Source organism: Nocardia sp. NPDC057668, assembly GCF_042799795.1.
Taxonomy (GTDB): Bacteria; Actinomycetota; Actinomycetes; order Mycobacteriales; family Mycobacteriaceae; genus Nocardia.
The window spans coordinates 279,719-296,854 of the sequence record NZ_JBHVIC010000001.1 but is presented as its reverse complement, the minus strand read 5'-3'; the positions used below and the strand labels follow the sequence as shown (position 1 = coordinate 296,854).

The 17,136-nt window shown below is 68.2% G+C and carries 14 protein-coding genes and 1 pseudogene; 5 read left to right on the top strand and 10 right to left on the bottom strand.

Annotated features, from left to right (window positions below):
- Positions 1–84 precede the first annotated feature (84 nt).
- Complete coding sequence (locus tag ACFVBH_RS01450) at positions 85–657, top strand: helix-turn-helix domain-containing protein (protein WP_354985559.1); 573 nt, start codon at positions 85–87, stop codon at positions 655–657.
- Between the two features lie 30 nt (positions 658–687).
- Here ACFVBH_RS01450 and ACFVBH_RS01445 read toward each other — a convergent pair.
- Positions 688–2,214, bottom strand: a pseudogene (locus tag ACFVBH_RS01445) (MFS transporter); the annotation flags it as partial.
- A 177-nt stretch (positions 2,215–2,391) separates the two neighbouring features.
- A complete protein-coding gene (locus ACFVBH_RS01440; protein WP_378998758.1) occupies positions 2,392–3,768 on the bottom strand; it encodes a CoA transferase in 1,377 nt (458 codons plus the stop codon).
- 35 nt (positions 3,769–3,803) lie between these two features.
- Here ACFVBH_RS01440 and ACFVBH_RS01435 point away from each other — a divergent pair, with 35 nt between their 5' ends.
- Positions 3,804–4,577: a thioesterase II family protein gene (locus ACFVBH_RS01435; RefSeq protein ID WP_378998756.1), complete on the top strand. Its 774-nt coding sequence runs from the start codon at positions 3,804–3,806 to the stop codon at positions 4,575–4,577.
- Positions 4,578–4,669: 92 nt separating this feature from the next.
- Here ACFVBH_RS01435 and ACFVBH_RS01430 read toward each other — a convergent pair whose 3' ends face one another.
- Positions 4,670–5,779 (bottom strand): GGDEF domain-containing protein, encoded by a 1,110-nt coding sequence (locus ACFVBH_RS01430; protein WP_354985563.1) that lies wholly within the window; start codon positions 5,777–5,779, stop codon positions 4,670–4,672.
- 892 nt (positions 5,780–6,671) lie between these two features.
- On the opposite strand from ACFVBH_RS01430, the gene ACFVBH_RS01425 reads away from it, so the two are divergent.
- Positions 6,672–7,526 (top strand): hypothetical protein, encoded by an 855-nt coding sequence (locus ACFVBH_RS01425; RefSeq protein WP_378998752.1) that lies wholly within the window; start codon positions 6,672–6,674, stop codon positions 7,524–7,526.
- A 105-nt stretch (positions 7,527–7,631) separates the two neighbouring features.
- On the opposite strand, the gene ACFVBH_RS01420 is transcribed toward ACFVBH_RS01425, so the two are convergent.
- The 3 genes from ACFVBH_RS01420 to ACFVBH_RS01410 all read right to left on the bottom strand — a co-directional run bounded on the left by ACFVBH_RS01420 (position 7,632) and on the right by ACFVBH_RS01410 (position 11,094).
- A complete protein-coding gene (locus ACFVBH_RS01420; RefSeq protein ID WP_378998750.1) occupies positions 7,632–8,888 on the bottom strand; it encodes a lipase family protein in 1,257 nt (418 codons plus the stop codon).
- Positions 8,889–9,067: 179 nt separating this feature from the next.
- On the bottom strand, positions 9,068–9,616 hold the full coding sequence (locus ACFVBH_RS01415) for a sigma-70 family RNA polymerase sigma factor (RefSeq protein ID WP_354985566.1): 549 nt from the start codon (positions 9,614–9,616) through the stop codon (positions 9,068–9,070).
- A 509-nt stretch (positions 9,617–10,125) separates the two neighbouring features.
- On the bottom strand, positions 10,126–11,094 hold the full coding sequence (locus tag ACFVBH_RS01410; protein WP_378998747.1) for an NmrA family NAD(P)-binding protein: 969 nt from the start codon (positions 11,092–11,094) through the stop codon (positions 10,126–10,128).
- A 103-nt stretch (positions 11,095–11,197) separates the two neighbouring features.
- On the opposite strand from ACFVBH_RS01410, the gene ACFVBH_RS01405 reads away from it, so the two are divergent.
- Positions 11,198–11,773, top strand: a complete 576-nt coding sequence (locus tag ACFVBH_RS01405) for a TetR/AcrR family transcriptional regulator (RefSeq protein ID WP_378998745.1) — start codon at positions 11,198–11,200, stop codon at positions 11,771–11,773.
- Between the two features lie 113 nt (positions 11,774–11,886).
- Here ACFVBH_RS01405 and ACFVBH_RS01400 read toward each other — a convergent pair whose 3' ends face one another.
- From ACFVBH_RS01400 to ACFVBH_RS01385, 4 genes are all read right to left on the bottom strand, one after another.
- Entirely contained in the window at positions 11,887–12,264 is a 378-nt protein-coding gene (locus ACFVBH_RS01400; protein ID WP_378998742.1) for a DUF2784 domain-containing protein, read from the bottom strand.
- Positions 12,265–12,739: 475 nt separating this feature from the next.
- Positions 12,740–14,203, bottom strand: a complete 1,464-nt coding sequence (locus tag ACFVBH_RS01395; protein WP_354985570.1) for an SDR family NAD(P)-dependent oxidoreductase — start codon at positions 14,201–14,203, stop codon at positions 12,740–12,742.
- 173 nt (positions 14,204–14,376) lie between these two features.
- On the bottom strand, positions 14,377–15,909 hold the full coding sequence (locus ACFVBH_RS01390) for a hypothetical protein (RefSeq protein WP_378998739.1): 1,533 nt from the start codon (positions 15,907–15,909) through the stop codon (positions 14,377–14,379).
- Positions 15,906–16,121, bottom strand: coding sequence for a hypothetical protein (locus ACFVBH_RS01385; protein ID WP_354985572.1), 216 nt, complete (start codon positions 16,119–16,121; stop codon positions 15,906–15,908). Before ACFVBH_RS01385 ends, ACFVBH_RS01390 begins: the two co-directional genes overlap by 4 nt.
- 240 nt (positions 16,122–16,361) lie before the next feature.
- Here ACFVBH_RS01385 and ACFVBH_RS01380 point away from each other — a divergent pair, with 240 nt between their 5' ends.
- Entirely contained in the window at positions 16,362–17,051 is a 690-nt protein-coding gene (locus tag ACFVBH_RS01380) for a TetR/AcrR family transcriptional regulator (RefSeq protein ID WP_378998736.1), read from the top strand.
- Positions 17,052–17,136 lie beyond the last annotated feature (85 nt).

Genomic DNA, 17,136 nt, shown 5'->3' with positions numbered 1-17,136 from the left:
GAACGCTTGTCTAAGACATATGTCTAACAGACGAGTGGCACGGCTGTCTAGAACAAATGTATAAGACGCTGGTAACCTGCGGCTATGGGAAACCGGGAAGACCTCTTATCGGGCGCGCGACAGGCCATCCTCGACCACGGACTGGCCAAGGTGACCGCTCGTGACATCGCCAAGGCGGCCGGGGTGAGCCTGGCCGCCATCGGCTATCACTTCGGGTCCAAGGATCAGCTCGTGACCGAGGCGCTGACCGAGGGCGTCGGCGCGGCCATCGGCGACGAGATGGACGCGGTGATCAAGCGCGCGGGGCAGGGGCGATCGGCGGGGGAGTCCGTGGCCGGCACCTGGGACGGCTTCCTGGACATCCTGCGCGGCAATCAGCAGGCGCTGCTGCTGAGCCTCGAGAACGGGCTGCGCATCGCCCGCAATCCGGAGTCGCAGGCCTTCATGAACGAGGCGACCGGGCGCGCGCTCGGTGAGATGGCCGAGCTGCTGCGCGACACCCATCCGGACCTGTCACCGGATCAGGCGGCCGCCGTCGCGAAAATGCTGTTCCTGCTCTTTCAGGGGATGTCCCTGCAATCACTCATCGCGCCCGGCGGGGACCTTTTCGACGGCGACGACCTCGTGCGAGCCATCGAGGCACTGGGGAGCAGGTGAGGCCGGCGCGTGCGGGTCGGTGGCCAGCTCGCTCGCCTCGATGTGACGCAGGCGAACGAGCGCGATGACCGCCAGCACCAGGGCCGCGGCCGCCGCGATGGCGGAAGTCAGGTGCATCCCGGTCAGAAACGCCTGTTTCGCGGCATCGGCTACCGCGGTCCCCAGTTTGCCGGGCAGCGCGTTCGCGACTTCCATGGCGGCTCCGAGGGTGTCGCGCGCGGCGCGGGCGTCATCGTCGCGCAGGCCGTACGGCAGGGTGTCGCTCAACTGCCCGCGATAGATGGCGATGCTCAGGCTGCCGAGCATCGAGATACCCAGGGCCCCGCCGAATTCGGCGCCGGTCTCGGCCAGCCCCGAGGCCGCCCCGGACTGTTCGGGCGGCGCGGTGCCCACGGTCAGCTCGGTCGTGATGCCGAAGACCGGTGCGAGCCCGAACGAGACCAGTAGCGAGGCGATCACGGTGATCGTCACCCCGCCCTCGAGGGTGATCCTGGTCAGCAGCAGCAACCCGGTCGCCGCCATGGCCATGCCGCCGCCGATCATGTAGGCGGGCCGGATGAACCGGCTCAGGCGCGGGCCCAGCTGCGAGCCGATCATGAAGCCCAAACCCGCCGGGATGGTGGCGATTCCGGCCTGCAACGGCGACATGCCCAGCACCAGCTGGAAGTACTGGCCGACGAACAGGAAGTATCCGAACGCCGCGAAGATCGCGACCATGTTGATCGTCAACGCGGTGCGGAAGCTGCTGTGCCGGAACAGGCGCAGATCGAGCATGGGTTCGGCCGAGGTGAGCTGGCGGCGCACGAAGATCCCGCCGACCAGCAGCCCGGCCGCCATCGCGCCGACCGCGGAGGGCACCGGGCCGTCCTGGGCGAGCTTCTTCATGCCGAACACCACCAGCAGGATCGCGCTCGTGCACAGCACGGCGCTGAGCAGATCCAGTCGCCCGGCATGGGGATCGCGGTACTCCGGCAGCACCCGCGGCGCGAGGATCAGCAGCATCACCATGACCGGCACCGCGAGCAGGAAGACCGCTCCCCACCAGAAGTGCTCGAGCATGATCCCGCCCGCCAGCGGGCCGATGGAACCGCCCACCGAGAACGAGCCCACCCAGACCCCGACCGCTATCGACCGCTGCGCCGGATCGCGAAACATGGTGAATATCAACGAGAGTGTGGACGGCGCGAGGGTTGCCCCGGCGACGCCGAGCAGGGCGCGACAGGCGATCAGGACCGGGGCCGAGGGGGCGAACGCGGCGATGATCGACACCGCCGCGAAGGCCGCCGCCCCGGCCATGAGTAGTCGCCTGCGGCCTATCCGGTCGCCGATGGTGCCCATGGTCAACAGCAGGCCCGCGACCAGAAAGCCGTAAACGTCGATTATCCAGAGTAATTGGGAGCTCGTGGGTCTGAGCTCGGCGCTGATCTGGGGCACGGCCAGGTGCAGGACCGTGAGATCCATCGAATACACCAGACACGCGAGGGCGAGCACCGCCAATCCCGTCCACTCGCGGCGCCCCACCTTTCCGGTGGGGTTTGCCGCCGCAGCAGTCAACAGGGGGGCCGGTGTGTCCACGATGACGTCCTCCATTCGCTTGCCGGCAGGGGGCCGACAATCACGATGTCGGTTTCAGCATCTCATTTATTAACGGGAGAAATAGCCGGTGCACGAAGGGAATTCGCACGATTCGCCGATGTGTTTGCGGGTGTGCGTGCAGCTGTGCCGAACACTCTTTCAGGGATGGAAACCGGCCGGTCGGAGTGTCCAGGTCGGGGCGTGTGTGCCATATTGCGAAGCAGGCCACGGATGGTCCGGATACTCGGCCAGCGCCGGGGTCGCCGTGGTTATGCCGTGGTGAGTGGAGGTGCAGGCCGCCGAGGGCGGTTCGGCGGGCGGGTGATCGGGTGTGCGTCCCGGGGCCGACAGCAGCCAGGAACCGGTCCGGGCCAGCGCAACTCGCACGTCACGACCGTGCCCGTCGACCTCGCGCGCGGTGAGCGCGTCCAACACCCCGGCGGCCAGCAGATACCCGCTGGCGTGATCGAGGGCCTGCGCGGGGAGGGCCCCCGGTGCGTGCGCGCCGGCGGAATTGCGCTGTGCGCCTTCGATAAGTGATATTCCGGACGCGGCTTGCACAATACTGTCGAAACCGCGCCGATCACCCCACGGGCCGTCCTCGCCCCACGCCGAAACCCGGCCGTGCACAATTCCCGGGCGAATTTCGCTCGCGTCCAACCCGGCTCGTTTCAAAGCGCCCGGTCGGTAACCTGTAATCAATACATCCGCATTGCTCAGCAATTCTTGTAATTCGGGCCGCCGGGTGCGCAAATCGACCAGCGTGGAACGCTTTCCCTGGCAGGTGTCCAGAAACTGCCACTCGATCTCGGGGAGGTGCGGCGGATCCACCCGCAGTACGTCCGCGCCCAGCAGCGCCAGCGCGCGCGTGGCGACCGGACCTGCGATGACACGGGTCAGGTCGAGCACGCGGACACCGAGCAACGGAAGCATTTGCGTTGCGGCAGCGACGGATTCGATATTGCCAAGATCATCACGCCGGGTCGTCGCGACCAGTGGGCCCGCGGCGGCCGCGCGACCCGGTGCGGTGGCGGCCCATTCGTCCTCGGTGCGCACCCGCACCGCGATGGCGCCCAATTCGGCGGCGCGGTCCTCGATAACGGCCGCGGACAGCGACCCGATACGTGCGACGAGGGCCGCCCGGTCCGCTGTATCGGGCAGGTCCAGTGCCCGCAGGAGTGCGGCCCGGTGGTGCGGATAATTGGCGTGCGTTCGCAACCAGCCATTCGCACTCTCGAAGAAGCCCGAGAATTCTGCGAAGGCGTTCACCGGCGCGCCGCCGGCGCGGAACAGCTTGTCGCTCTGAAACGCGGCGGCCACCCGCGCCGGGTCGAGGCGGCTGTGCAGCGGTGTCAGCCCGAGCGCGATCCGGCGGCGGTCGGCCGCGGCGGCCCAGCTCGCCACCGCACCCCCCGACAGCGCCCAGACCGGTAGTGTCGCAGCCAGATTCGCGCCGGGGTCAACGGCGGGCATACTCGACTCCGGCACCCCCGCCGCGGACTCGTACTCTCGGACCAGGGCTGCGTAGGTAGTCACGAAAACCGACACTAATACTCGAAGGAGAACCCGCCGTGGTGGCACATCTCACCGGCACGCCCTGGCTGCGGGAGCTGCGGCCCGGCGCGGCCGCCAACACCGTCCTGGTGTGCTTCCCGCCCGGCGGCGGATCGGTCACCGCGTACCGCGCACTGGCCTCGCTGATCGGCCCCGGCACAACGGTATTCGCTGTCCAGTACCCCGGACGCCAGGAGCGCTACGCCGACCAACCGGTATCGGTCCTGACCGACCTGGCCGCCGCGATAGCCCAGGATCTGCTGCGCTGGCCCGCCACCACTCGCCTTGCCCTGTTCGGCCACAGCATGGGCGCGACCCTCGCCTACGAAACGGCCCGCCGCCTCGCCGCCGCGGGCCGCACCCCCGCGCACCTGTTCGTATCCGGCCGCCCCGCACCGGCTTACGAGGAGTCCGGGCGGGTGCACCGCGGCACCGATTCGGACCTGATCGGTGTGCTCGAACGCCTGGCCAACGACCCCGCCTCGGTCCGGATCCTGCGCGATGAACCCGGACTGGCCGAACTCGTCCTGCCCGCGGTCCGTGCCGACTACACGGCGATCGAAACCTATCGCCACGAGCCCGGAGACCGACTGAACTGCCCGATCACCACCCTGGTCAGCACCGCGGACCCCACCGTCACGGTCGAGCAGGCGGGGGAGTGGGCGAACTACACCACCGCGTCCTTCGACCTGGTGACGTTCCCCGGCGCCCACTTCTACCTGGACCTGCCCGAGCAGACCCCGGCGGTAGCGAAAACCCTCACCGACCGTCTGAATTCCGCCGCCGGCTGAGACGAGAGTCCGGGAGCGTGTGTGGCAGAGGGTGACTCGGGCCGGGTGCGCACACGGTCGGCGGTGAGTTCGGCGGTCGCGACGCAGCGGGCCTAGCGTGGTTGGGCCGGGTTCGTGCCGTGGTGGTGGCGCGGCGGCATGAGTTCGTCGACCACGACCAGATTCCCGCCGGCCTGCTTGGCCCGGTACATCGCGGCATCGGCCGACTGCAGCAGCCGGTCGGCCGTCGGGCGCGGACACCCGGGGCAGGTCGTGGAGTCGAAGAGCGCCGCGCCGACACTGGCGGTGACCGGGACCGTGGTGTCGCCCGGTTCGGCGACGACCTGACGCAGCCGGTCGGCTTCGGCGCGCGCGGCGGCCGCGGCGATCGGAATGGCGACCACGAATTCCTCGCCGCCCGTGCGCGCCACGACCGCCTCGTCGCCGGCGGCCTCTCGAAGCCGCCGCGCGGTGCGCACCAGGACCCGGTCGCCGATGCCGTGCCCCCAGGTGTCATTGACGTTCTTGAATCGATCGAGATCGAAATACAGGACACAGACCGCGGGATTGCGCTCGACCAGCGGCGGCAGCCGCGTCTCCAGGCCCCGCCTGTTCAGCAGTTCGGTCAGCGGGTCCGCCAGCGACTCGATGCGCAGCAGCCAGTACAGGATCTTGAACGCCGGCAGCGCGGTGATCGCCGCGAGCAGCAGCAGCGCGATCGCGACGGCCAGGCGGACGTCCTCGCCGCCGGTGGCTATCCGCACCGAGAAGACCGTCACCGACAGCACCGACCACGCCGAATGCGCGAGCAGGGCCGGGGCGCCGTGAAAGACGCACAGGTAGCTTCCGGTGACCACGAGCAGCACCGTTCCCGTCGCCCCGAACAGTCGGTTGGGCACCTGCAGGAACTCGATCGTGAAAAGCACATCGGCGCAACCGATCAGCACGAGCGACTCGATCCTGCTCGGCCACGGCAGCAGCCACCAGCGCAACGCCCACGCGGTCCCCGCCACCACTCCGACCGACGAGGCGATGCCGGGATGCCCGGGCGGCCCCACCGGCGTGCCCGCGATCACCGCGCCCATGACCGCGATCGCGGCCCCGGTGGTGCCGATCAAGATTTTGAGAGGGGTGAGGGCGGATCGGGCCCCCAGGGTGCGTACCAGCCAGTCGTAGTCGACCGCGTCGTGCCACCACGCCCGCAGTGTCCTGCTGTCACTCATCGACTCACCCTCGGTCCTGACCGCGTTGCCCGTTGTCGCTCGTACCGAGCGGCGACAACCCTCGACGTCGTAGGGCACATCGGTGGCAACTCGGGTCGACCTCAGTCATACCCGACGCGGACGGATGTGTCGTGAGGCACACCGGCGCGTCGGTATCCACCGCGGTCGGCGACGCGCCGCGGGTGTGGGCTCGCGGCAAGGTACCGACGCTGTCCGGGTTCGGCGGCCCAGCCCCCGCCGATCGCGGGCAAGAGTCTGGAACTGCGGCCGAACGCGGGCGATGATCGGATCCCGCACGGCCCGGACCTCGTATCCCATCGGGGCGAGGTCCGGGCCGGCCGTCCCGACTCCACACCCTGGTCCGAGAAACATGCTGGACCCGGGGCGGACGGGACAGGAGGCCACATCCGCTGCAGGATGGCATCGGGGGATGCGGATGTCGCCTCTCGACCGGAACGGCACGCACTGCAGCGTCGAGATGTGCCGCTCCGGCGACCGTCCGGCCTGCCGGGTGATGCACTGGCTCATTGCGCACCAACCGGCAGGCCTTCCCTTACCCGGAACCCTGTGGCGTTTCCACGCGCCCGCCGGGCTCCAACCCTCACTTCGTCTTGCCACCCCCGATCGATTGGTCCACGACCGCACCGGTACAACGGACCAGGGATCGCCAGGGCATCAACGGGGACATCGATGGGACAAACCGATCATCACCGAACACCGTCCCCGCGGGCCGCTGTCGACGGGGGAGTGGGGACGGCTATCGGCCGGTCCGCAGGTGAGGTCGCCGCGACTCGGCCATAGTGCGCCGCAAGTGGTGACCGGGTCGGCCGCACACTGCCCCGGGAAGTCCTGTGCCGTACCCACTGTCGTGCCCGCCCGCTACGGTCGCGGTGTGCCCATCACCCCGCAGCATCTCGACGGCATCACCGATGATCTGCCCGAACTCGCCGCGTACCGGCGGACCGCCACCCGCCTGCACCCTCGCCGCGGGGCGCCCGGGATCGGGGACAGCTCGGTGGGTGGTCCGCTGCTGTGGCCCGCCACCGAGGAGTGGCCGGTGTGTACCGACGACCATCGGTCCTGGATCGAGTTCGAGGGCCCCGGCGCCGGGAAGATCGATACCGATCCGGTGCCACTGATCCCGGTGGCGCAGCTGTACCGGCGCGACACAGCGGACTATCTCGGCCCCGAAGGCACCGACCTGCTGCAGGTCCTGTGGTGCCCGGTCGACCACGACCCGTTGTGGACACCGGCGGTGACGGTGCGCTGGCGGCGCTCCGGCGAGGTCACGAACGTGCTGCGGACACCACCGTCCCCGTCGTGGGTCGGCAACGACCTGTACGTGCCCGCCGCGTGCACGGTGTCGCCGGAACAGATCACCGAGTATGAATACCACGCCCTGCTGCCCGGGGACCTCGCCGCCCGCGTCGCGGTCTGGGAAGAACGCACCGGTCGGCGGTACGGGTGGGGCCGGTCGATCACGACCGGGTGGAAGGTCGGCGGCTACGCGTCGTGGACTCTGACCGATCCCCAGCCGATGCGGTGCGAGGACTGCGGCTCGTCGATGACCTTGCTGCTCAAGGCCCATGGAGCCGAATGGGACGGCGATGAGCTGTGGCATCCGGTGGGCGCGCACACCCCGGCGGAGCGCGACCCGACGGGCATCGTCATCGGTCGCGGATACGCGTTGTGGGTGTGGATGTGCGATGCGGACTGGGAGCACCCGGTGGGATTGTCGATGCAGTGACCGCAAAGCACCGGGAGTCCCTGGTCGGTCGGGATGGTCATCGCGCAGCGGTCCGGTATGTCGTCGCCAGGAGTCGGATTGGCGACGTAGGACTTTCGAGCAGGGTCAGGCCCGGTCGCATCCGGGCGTGAGTGGCGTTCCGTCGAAGCGGTCGGTCAGGAAGGCCAGAGCGCCTGCCGCCTCGGACATCGCGGTGCCGTTGTGGCCGTCCGCTGATGAATGACGCTCGACCACAGTGGATTTGGAACTGCAGTATCGGCGCAGAAGAGCCTCGAACCCGGCGACGGGTACGACCTCGTCGGTGGTGCTGTGGTAGAGGTAGAGCGGGATGTCAGGGGTCTGGTTACCGAGTTCCTGCCGCTGCGCGGCCGCTAGGAACGCCTGATGGGTGAGCAGTCCCGGGGTTTTCGCGTAGTCGTCGATCTTGGCGTCGAGGTATCGAGCCAGGAGATCGGTGCCACACGAGGCGGACTCCGCGACCATCACCGCTCGTCCGCGCTCGTTCATCAGGGCGGCCAACTCGGGGCCGGTGGCATTGCGCATCAGTGCCAAAACGATCAACATCGTCAGCCCGGCTCGCGCGCCGCCGTCTGCATCGCGGGCGATGGTCGCTATGTCGACGGGAACACCGCCGGCGGTGACACCGACTATCGGCAGTTCCGGTGCGTATCGACCCCGTTGCTCCGCGGCCCACAGGGTGGCGAACGCGCCACCGGAGTAGCCCCACGCGCCGATCTTGCTGTCGGTGCTCAGCCCGGCGGGTGCGAAGCTGCGGGCCGCGCGCATCCCGTCGAGCACCGCGCGCGCGGCGTGCTCGCCATCCAAGAACCGCGAGCCCGGGCCCTGATAGTCCGGGATGATCACAGCCCACCCTTGGCGCAGGGCATCGACGATGAATGGCATCTCGATCACGGTGCTCGAGACCGCTGAATCGGGTCCGCGGTGCAGCGCGACCGACGGTGCGCAGCGAGCCCCCAAACTGTCCTCGGCCACCTGATAGGACAGCAGCGGGCGCGGGCCGGGCCCGGACCAGGGTGTGGCCGAGACCAATACGGTGGCTATGGAGGCCACGGGACGATCATCCGAACCGGTGGTTCGGTAGTTCAATTGCCATGCCGATACTCGCAGCGGCAGCCCGAACATGCGGATTTCCCTATTGCGCAGGACAGTACCGTTCGAGCGGTCCGCGATGTCCCGGGGCGTGGAGTAGAACGGATCATCCTCGGGCGCGGTCGGCGCCGCCCATGCGGCGGTGTGGGAAGCACCCGATCCCAGCAGCACCATCGCGCTGCCGAGCACGAGAACGCGACGGGCCGTGCGCCCGGATAGATGTCGTAGAGCCCGCAATCGGTTTGTGCGCATGGCTTCTCCTCGATTCGCGATGAAACACGAGTGTGACGACTTCACTGGATCGAACAGCGTGGCCGAGGCGGTTGGTAGCCACGATTGCCGAAGACAATCGCCCCTGATCGGTTATGGCGGCCCCGTTCTCGATCCGCGGGTGGCGAAAAGGTATCGGAGCCGACCCGGACATGGATTGGTCACTCGTAGACGGCGGTTCTCGTCAGGTGGTGCCTCAGCCGCTCGAGCCCGTCACGGATACGGGATTTCACCGTCGCGAGCGGCTTGCCGAGGTGCTCGGCCACCTCGAGGTAGGTGAGTCCGTCGAAGAAGGCGAGCACGACGGCTTGGCGTTGCAGATCGGTGAGCATGTCCAGTGCGCGCAGCACGGCGCGTCGATCAGCGCGTCGGAACACCGACTCGACGACCAGGTCATGGGCGCGTTCGCGGCTGAGCCGGTCGTAGTGCACGTCGCGCCCGAGGCGTGCGCTGTCGGCTCGTACGCGGTCCACCGCGCGACGATGAGTCAGCATCAACAGCCATCCGAGGGGGCTGGCCATACGGGGGTCGTAGCGCGCGGACTGAGCCCAGACTTGCACGTAGACGTCCTGGCTCACTTCCTCCGCGGTGGTGTGGTTGTTCGAGATCCGCAGCGCGAGACCGAGAACGCGACGACTGGTAAGGCGATAGAACTCGGTGAAGTCACCGCGACTTCCCGCCGCGATCCCGGTGATCAGGCGCGTCGCCACGACTGCCTCCTCCGTCGTCCGGGCCGACTGCTGTACGGCGGGGACCCCGGTCACCGGCTCGGCGACTGCGGTGCTGGAACTCGGGGCGAGGGATGTGTGATCATGCAGCACTCTCACGGGTATTCCTCCACGAACGTCAGAGCCGTGTGCGCGGACGCCGGGACAGCTTTCGGTATCCACGCAGGTGAGCAGAAGCGAGCGCAGGAGCGCGCCGCCTGAATTGCCCACCGCGGCAGCAGCGGTGAATCGGTGTGGCACTCGAGTTGTCTGCCCTGGGGTTCGTGTTGCCGGGCACACCGGTTTGGTCCTGTGGACGAAGACTGTGCGCGACTACGAGATCGTCTGTGCCGGTGTTGTTTCGCGAACCGCTGATCATCTGTCTCTAGTGCGATCCATTCCGAAATCCGGGGCCGGACAGGCGGATCCATCATGCGGGCGCGATACGGGCCACCTCTGCCTACGCACCGGCGTGAATGGGTCTGCGCCGCAACGGGAGCGATCTCCGGCCGCTACCGTCGGTTCGCTCGGTGTCCGCGATGGCGGTGGTTCTGGGTCAAGCGTCGGCTCGCATGTGCTGCCGTGCCCACTCGGCGAAGGTGGTCAGCGGGATCCCGAGGTCTGTGGCGTACTGCGGGCGGGCGGGCGGGCTGGCCGACGACGTTGAGCCACTCGTGTGCGGTGGCGAAGGCCATTCCCGCCGCCGCGGCCTGCTGCTCGGTCATGTCCGGTGCGGTCAGGTGTATTCCCAGTGTGCGCGTCAGGATTTCGGCGATGTCGGTCATCGACAGGTAGTCACCGGCCAATTCCAACTCGATGTTCTGGAATCGCTGTGGTGCGGTGATCGCTGCGGTGGCCGCGCGTCCGATGTCGTCCACCGCGACCAGCGACAGCGGGGTCCGGGGATCGATGACGCTGACCAACCCACCGGCGATCCCGCGTGGGAACATGTACGCCGCCGACGGCAGGAAGTTCTCCATGAACGTACCCGGCTTCAGAATCGTCCACTGCGGGAATTCGGCCGCGCGGACGTGGTTCTGAATTGCCGCCTTGGCGCCCAGAACCGGTTCCATGGCCGCCCACCGGCCCTCGGCCCAGCCGGGCGCCCCCGTGTGCTGGCCGGCCCCGGATACCGAGGTGTGTACGAACTGGGGTACCCCGGCGGTTTTCGCACCTTGGATGAGATTCACGGCCTGGCTTATCTCGCCGTCGACATCGACGCCGCCATCGGTGATCTCGGGCATCTGAATGGAAAACACGGCACGTGCGCCCTCGGCGGCGCGGATGACCGAGTCGCGGTCGTGTAGATCGCCCGTGATCAGTTCGGCGCCCAGCGCTTCGACGGCCTTGGCTCGGTAGGTGGACGGGTCGCGCACCAGTGCGCGTACGCGAACGCCCGCGGCGATCAGGGCGCGGGCGGTCGCGCCGCCCTGCTTGCCGGTGGCGCCGGTGACCAGTACGGGTGCGGATTCTGTCGTCATGGGGGCTCCTCGATGACTCGATTGCTAAACGGCGGACCCCGCCGTTTATGTTCGGGTACGATATGGCGGGCCCCGCCGTTTAGCAAGCAGGAGAGGTGAAGCCGTGCCCGAGCAGAAGCGTGCGGACGCGCGTCGCAACTACGAGCGCGTCCTCGCCGTTGCCGAGGAGCAGGTCGCCGCCCACGGCTCCGGCGCCTCCCTCGAGCAGATCGCCCGGATAGCGGAGGTCGGCTCGGCGACCGTACGCCGGCACTTCCCCACCCGCCAGGCCCTACTGGAAGCCGTGTCCCACAAGCGCATCGAGGCGCTGTGCGCCCGAGCCCACGACCTGACCGGCGCCGGCGACGGCCGTTCCGCGCTGCTGGAATGGCTGACCGAGGTCGTCGCCTACTGCGTGCGTGCCCGGGGCTTGGCGGTCGCCCTGTCCTACGACGACACCGAGTCCGGCCCGTACCACAACGCCTGTTCCGTCGCGCTGGAAGAGGCGGGAAATCCGCTGCTGCGCAGAGCGATCGGTGAAGGAACCGTAGCGGAGGATGTCACCGTCTCGGAGCTGATCTCGCTGATAGTCGGCATCGCCCTGGCCACCGAGCACCACCCCGACGCTGCCGCCAAGGCGCAGCGGCTGTTCCGGCTGTCCGTCGCCGGACTGAATCCGCAAGACATGCCGCAGAATTGACAGAATAGTGCGTTGACCTTGGCGGTCTTGCCGATCCAACCACACCCGTATGTTGGCATCGGAGGAAACTCCGATCAAAGCCCCGATGCGAGATCGGACGTTGTGGTTGCCCGCTACGTACTGGCCGCACCGTGTCGACGACGCGAGGTTCGGAGCCAGAGGCCGATCCAGGAGATGACGACCACCACGGCCACCAGCGCCCGAACCAGCTCGAGAGCACTCTCGGGGTAGATCACGCCGGTGATGTAGTGGTCGATGAAGCCGCTCGGTGGCAGGCCCGCTTCGCCGGCCTGCCTGCGGGACCAGTTCTCCAAATCGGTGAGAGGGCAGTCGATTCCGATCAGGACTGTGCTGAAACCCCAGCCGAAGGCGGCCAGGTGCAGCCAGATCGTCCGCGGCCACCGCCACGCGATGAATCCGCCGACCACGACGTAGGCGACGAAGAGGAAGTGCACGCCCGCGGTCACGTCCGCCAGCAGCCGGAAGAACATGTTCCCAGGATAGAAGCACCGTCACCGTGCGGTACTCATACATATCAACACTGGGATATGCGCATCTATAGATGTATTACCGGCGTGTCATCTACCCCCGTAAGAGGAGGGGGTGTGCCCGAGCCGAGCATCCAAATCTGCTGGCGCGGAACGAAACCAGCTCCTTCGGATGCTCCTGCGACACCCCGCGCCGGTGACCGCGGGGTAGGGGAGTGGTCGTGCAGGCGTGAGCGCTCGTGGCACGGAAGGGTAGACGCCGCTCAACAGGGCTCTCGGAAAAGTGCATCTGCGCAGGTCGAAGCGTTGTGAACGTCGCCTGAGGCTCTGCGACAGGTATTAGATACCTATACGTCAATATGCGCATCTAACTATGTATCTCACTTTCAGACGCCGAAAGCGCCCCAAACCCCACAAGGTCTAAAGACTGCCTTGAAAAGAGGGGCGGGGCGCGAGCGGCGTGATCACCGAAAGTTGGTTACCAGGCGGAGGATTCGTAGTCCTTGAGGAACACGCCGTAGACGTCGTCGCCGTCCTCGCCGCGCACGATCGGGTCGTACACCCGGGCCGCGCCGTCGACCAGGTCCAGGGGGGCGTGGAAGCCTTCCTCGGCCAGGCGGATCTTGGTGTAGTGCGGGCGTTCGTCGGTGATCCAGCCGGTGTCGACGGCGGTCATCAGGATGTTGTCGGCCTCGAACATCTCGCGGGCGCTGGTGCGGGTCAGCATGTTCAGCGCGGCCTTGGCCATGTTGGTGTGCGGGTGGCCGGCGCCCTTGTACGCGCGGCCGAACACCCCTTCCATGGCGGAGACGTTCACGACGTACTTGCGGCGGCCGGCGGCCGCGGCCATGGCGGGGCGCAGGCGGGAGATGAGGATGAACGGCGCGACCGAGTTGCACAGCTGCACTTCGAGGAGTTCGGTGGCGTCGACTTCGGCGACGGTCTGGACCCAGCTGTTGGTGTGGGCGAGGTCGGGGACCAGGCCGCCGGCGTCGATGGCCACGCCCTGCGAAATGCGTTCGGGGGTGGCCGATCCCGCGATGAGGGCGAGGTCGGTGATGTCGGCGCCGGTGAGGGTCGGGGTGAGCGAGGCGGTGATGGAGGCCGGGTGGGCCTGCATGGTCTTGCCGAAGCTGATCACGTCGGGCAGCTCGCCCGCGGGCAGCGGGCCGTTCTCGGCTTCGACGAGGGCGCTGTAGGAGCCGGTGGAGCGGCGCACGGTCTGCGCGGCGTTGTTGATGAGGATGTCCAGCGGGCCCTGGGCGGCGACGTCGTCGGCGAGCGCGACGACCTGGGCGGGGTCGCGCAGGTCGATGCCGACGATGCGCAGGCGGTGCAGCCAGTCGGCGCTGTCGGGCTGGGCGGTGAAGCGGCGGATGGCGTCGTTGGGGAAGCGGGTGGTGACGGTGGTGTGGGCGCCGTCGCGCAGCAGGCGCAGGGCGATGTACATGCCGATCTTGGCGCGGCCGCCGGTGAGCAGGGCGCGTTTGCCGGACAGGTCGGTGCGGGCGTCGCGTTTGGCGTGGCTGCGGGCGGCGCATTCGGGGCAGAGCTGGTGGTAGAAGGCGTCGACGCGGGTGTACTTCTGCTTGCAGATGTAGCAGGGGCGGGCGCGCAGCAGGGTGCCGGCGGTGCCGCTGTCGATGACCGAGCCGCTGATGGGGATGCCGGCGGTTTCGTCGTCGATGCGGTTGGGGGAGCCGGTGGCGGTGGCGGCGATGACGGCCTTGTCGGCGGTGGAGATGATGTCGCGGGCGGCGGTGCGGCGGCGCTGCTTGAGTTTTTTGAACATGTGGCCGACGGCGCGCTGGACGGTGACCGAGTCGGGGTGGTCTTTGTCGAGTTCGGCGGCGTGTTCGAGGACCCGGAGGCAGATGGCCAGGTCATCGGGGTCGATGGCCGTGTTCTCGAGTGTCTGGTCCAGTGCGGTGTGCTCGGCCATCGGTACGGGTGGGGTCCTTCGTGGGGGCTGCGGGTGAGGTTCCATTGTCGCATCGCGGGGATGGTGGTCGTGACCGGTGGTGGGTGGTGGCGACGCCGGTCACATTCGGTGTGTGGGCGCCGAACGTGCGCGTACCCCGCCGGTTTCGCGGCGGGGTGCGGTGCAGGTGGGTGCTATTGGGCTGTGGCGGTTGCGGGTTGGAGTGCGGTGGCGTGGTGTGGGTGGTCGAGTTCGCGTGCGCGTTCGGCGAGTTGGGTGCGGAGCCGTGGGGGGATTTCGTCACGTACGCGGGCGAAGGCGTTCCAGACCGCGTCGGGGGTGTGGGCGGTGAGGGCGGTGAGGAAGTCCTCGATGTCGTCCATGGTGTCGATGAGTTCCAGGACTCGGGCGCGCCCGTGCGGTTCCTGGGCGAGGGCGATGTCGACGAGGGTGTCGATGGTGTCGCTCTGGGCGGCGGTGCGTACGGCTGCCAGGAGTTGTTCGGGGGTGAGGTCGCCGATGCAGTGGGCGAGGGTGGGGGTGGTGGTGTCGGGTAGGGCGTGCACCAAAGGCAGTGCCTGGGACCATAGTTGGTGTTCGGCGGTGCTGGTGATGATGGCGCGCAGGACGTCGGGGTCCCCCATGACGGGCAGGGCGGCGAGGCGGCGGCGTTCGGAGTCGGTCATGGCGAGGGCGACGGGGATCATGGCGTCCCAGCGGCCGGCGGTGTCGGCTTGGCGGATGAGGTGGTCGAGGCGGTCGTCGGTTTCGGCGGCGACGCGGGCGGCGACGAAGGCGAGTTGGGCCGGGGGCAGGTGGGCGGCGAGGGGTAGGAGTTCGAGCCAGTGTCCGGCGTTGAGGGCGGTGTCGGTGATGGCGGCGAGGACGGGTTCGGCGTGGACGGCGGGGCGTTCGGCGAACAGGCGCAGGCTGTCGTGGCTCATGGCGCTGGTGATGGGCAGCAGGGTGGCCCAGGCGTCGAGGTCGGCGACGGCGGCGATGAGGGAGTCAAGGACGGGTCCGCCGAGTCCGGCGGCGGTGTCGCCGATCCAGGCGCGGTTGTGGGGTGCGATGGAGTCGAGCAGGTCGATGCCTTCTGCCCACATGTGTTGTTCGGCGGCGGCGCGGATGATGCCGGGGACGCGGTCGGCGACGATGTGCAGGACGTTGTCGATGGCGGTTTTGTCTTCGAGTAGGAAGCCGATGCGCAGGAGGTCGATGTCGCTCATGACGGGTGCGGCGGCGCGCAGGGCGGGTTCGGGGATGACGTGGACGAAGCGGCCCATGGTGATGTGGTCGCCGTGGGCCAGGAGTTCGCGGGCGACTTTTTCGACGAGTGCGGGTGGGACGGCGGCGATGATGGCGGCGGTGCGGCGGGGGTCGATCTGGACGGCGACGGCGGCGAGGAAGGCCGGGGGGAGGGTTTTGGCGATGTCGATGGCGCGGGTGGGTTCGACGGCGCCGGCGATGGCGGCGCACAGGACGGGTCCGAAGGCGCGTTCGGCGACTTTGGCGCTGATGCTGACGGGGACGAGTTTGGCTGCTTGGGCGACGGTGTGGAGGCGTTTGGCGTCGCGGTCGAAGAGGCGGTCGGTGGCGCGTTCGCGGAATTGGCGGATGGCCGCGGGTGGGAGGTCGACGAGGAAGTCGAGGTCGGTGGGGTCCGAGATGCCGAGCAGGCGTGCGAGTTTGGTGGTTTCGGCGACGGCGGCGAGGTGTTCGCTCATAGGCCCAGTGCTTTCTTGACGGCGGGGCGCATGAGGCGCGGGACGAAGTCGAGGGAGTTGGCGATGGCGGTGTCGAGGGTGGTGGCGCGCCGGGTGAGTGCGGTGGTGAGGAGGCGGTCGAGTTCGGTGAGGTCGGTGTCGGTGAGTTGGCCGAAGGCCTCGGGCAGGGGTGCCTGCAGGGTGGTGGCGAGGGTGTGTGCGGGTTCGGGCATGGCGGGCTTTCGGGGTCGGCTGCTCGGGTGGGCGGTCGGTGTTCGGTGGGGTGCCCACTCGTCGCCGTGCGTACCGCCGGTACGAGTTTCGATACTGGCAGTACGTTTTGGGTGAGCGCAATGCCGGGTGGTTGATCGGGGTTGTGGCCTCGGTCACGCGATGTTCGGGTTGTCGCACGGTTCGGCGGGCGAGGGTGCGCTGGGAGCCCGTCGTACCGTCGGTACATGTACACTGCGCTGGTGGTTCGGACATCTGCCGGTACGGCCGCGGTGACCCGCGATGACATCGTGAACGCGGCGATTCGGGTGATCGATCGTGATGGTCCCCGGCCGAGCATGGATGACATCGCTCGTGAGGCGGGTATCACCAAGCCGCGCCTGTATCGCCAGTTCGCGGACAAGGGTGATCTGTTCACCGAGATCGCCACGCGGATGTCGCAGCGCGCGTTCTCGGCGGCGGGTTCGGATATGACGCTGATGCTGGCGCCGCCGCGGGTGGCGTTGCGGCGGGTGTTCACCGATTACGCGAACGGAATCCTGGAGCACCCCAATGTGTTCCGGTATCTGGGGCAGGCGCCTGTGTTGCAGCAGTCGGGGGTGTTGCAGCTGGATCTGGGGCGGGAGGCGTCGGGGCGGTTGTCGGCGATGGCGCGGTCGGTGGCCGAGGCGGTGCCGCTCGAGACCTCGGGGATCGATTATCTGTCGCGGGCGCTGGTGGGTGCGGTGGTGGCGATCACCGATCTGTGGTTGCGCGATTCGGATCGGCCGTCCCCGGGTGAGACCGATGAGTTCATCGATCAGGCAACGGAATTGGTGTGGGGGTTGATCGATGGGTTCTTGCGCAGGCAGGGGATCGAGGCCGATCCCGATGTTCCGATCTTCACCACGTTCGCCGAGGTGAATCAGTCACGGGCGGGGGATGCGGGGTAGTGCCGGGGGCCGGCTGTTGACACTTTGTTGACACGATGCCAATAGCAGTGCACCCTTGTCCACGAGGCGCGGTGGTGCGCGCCCG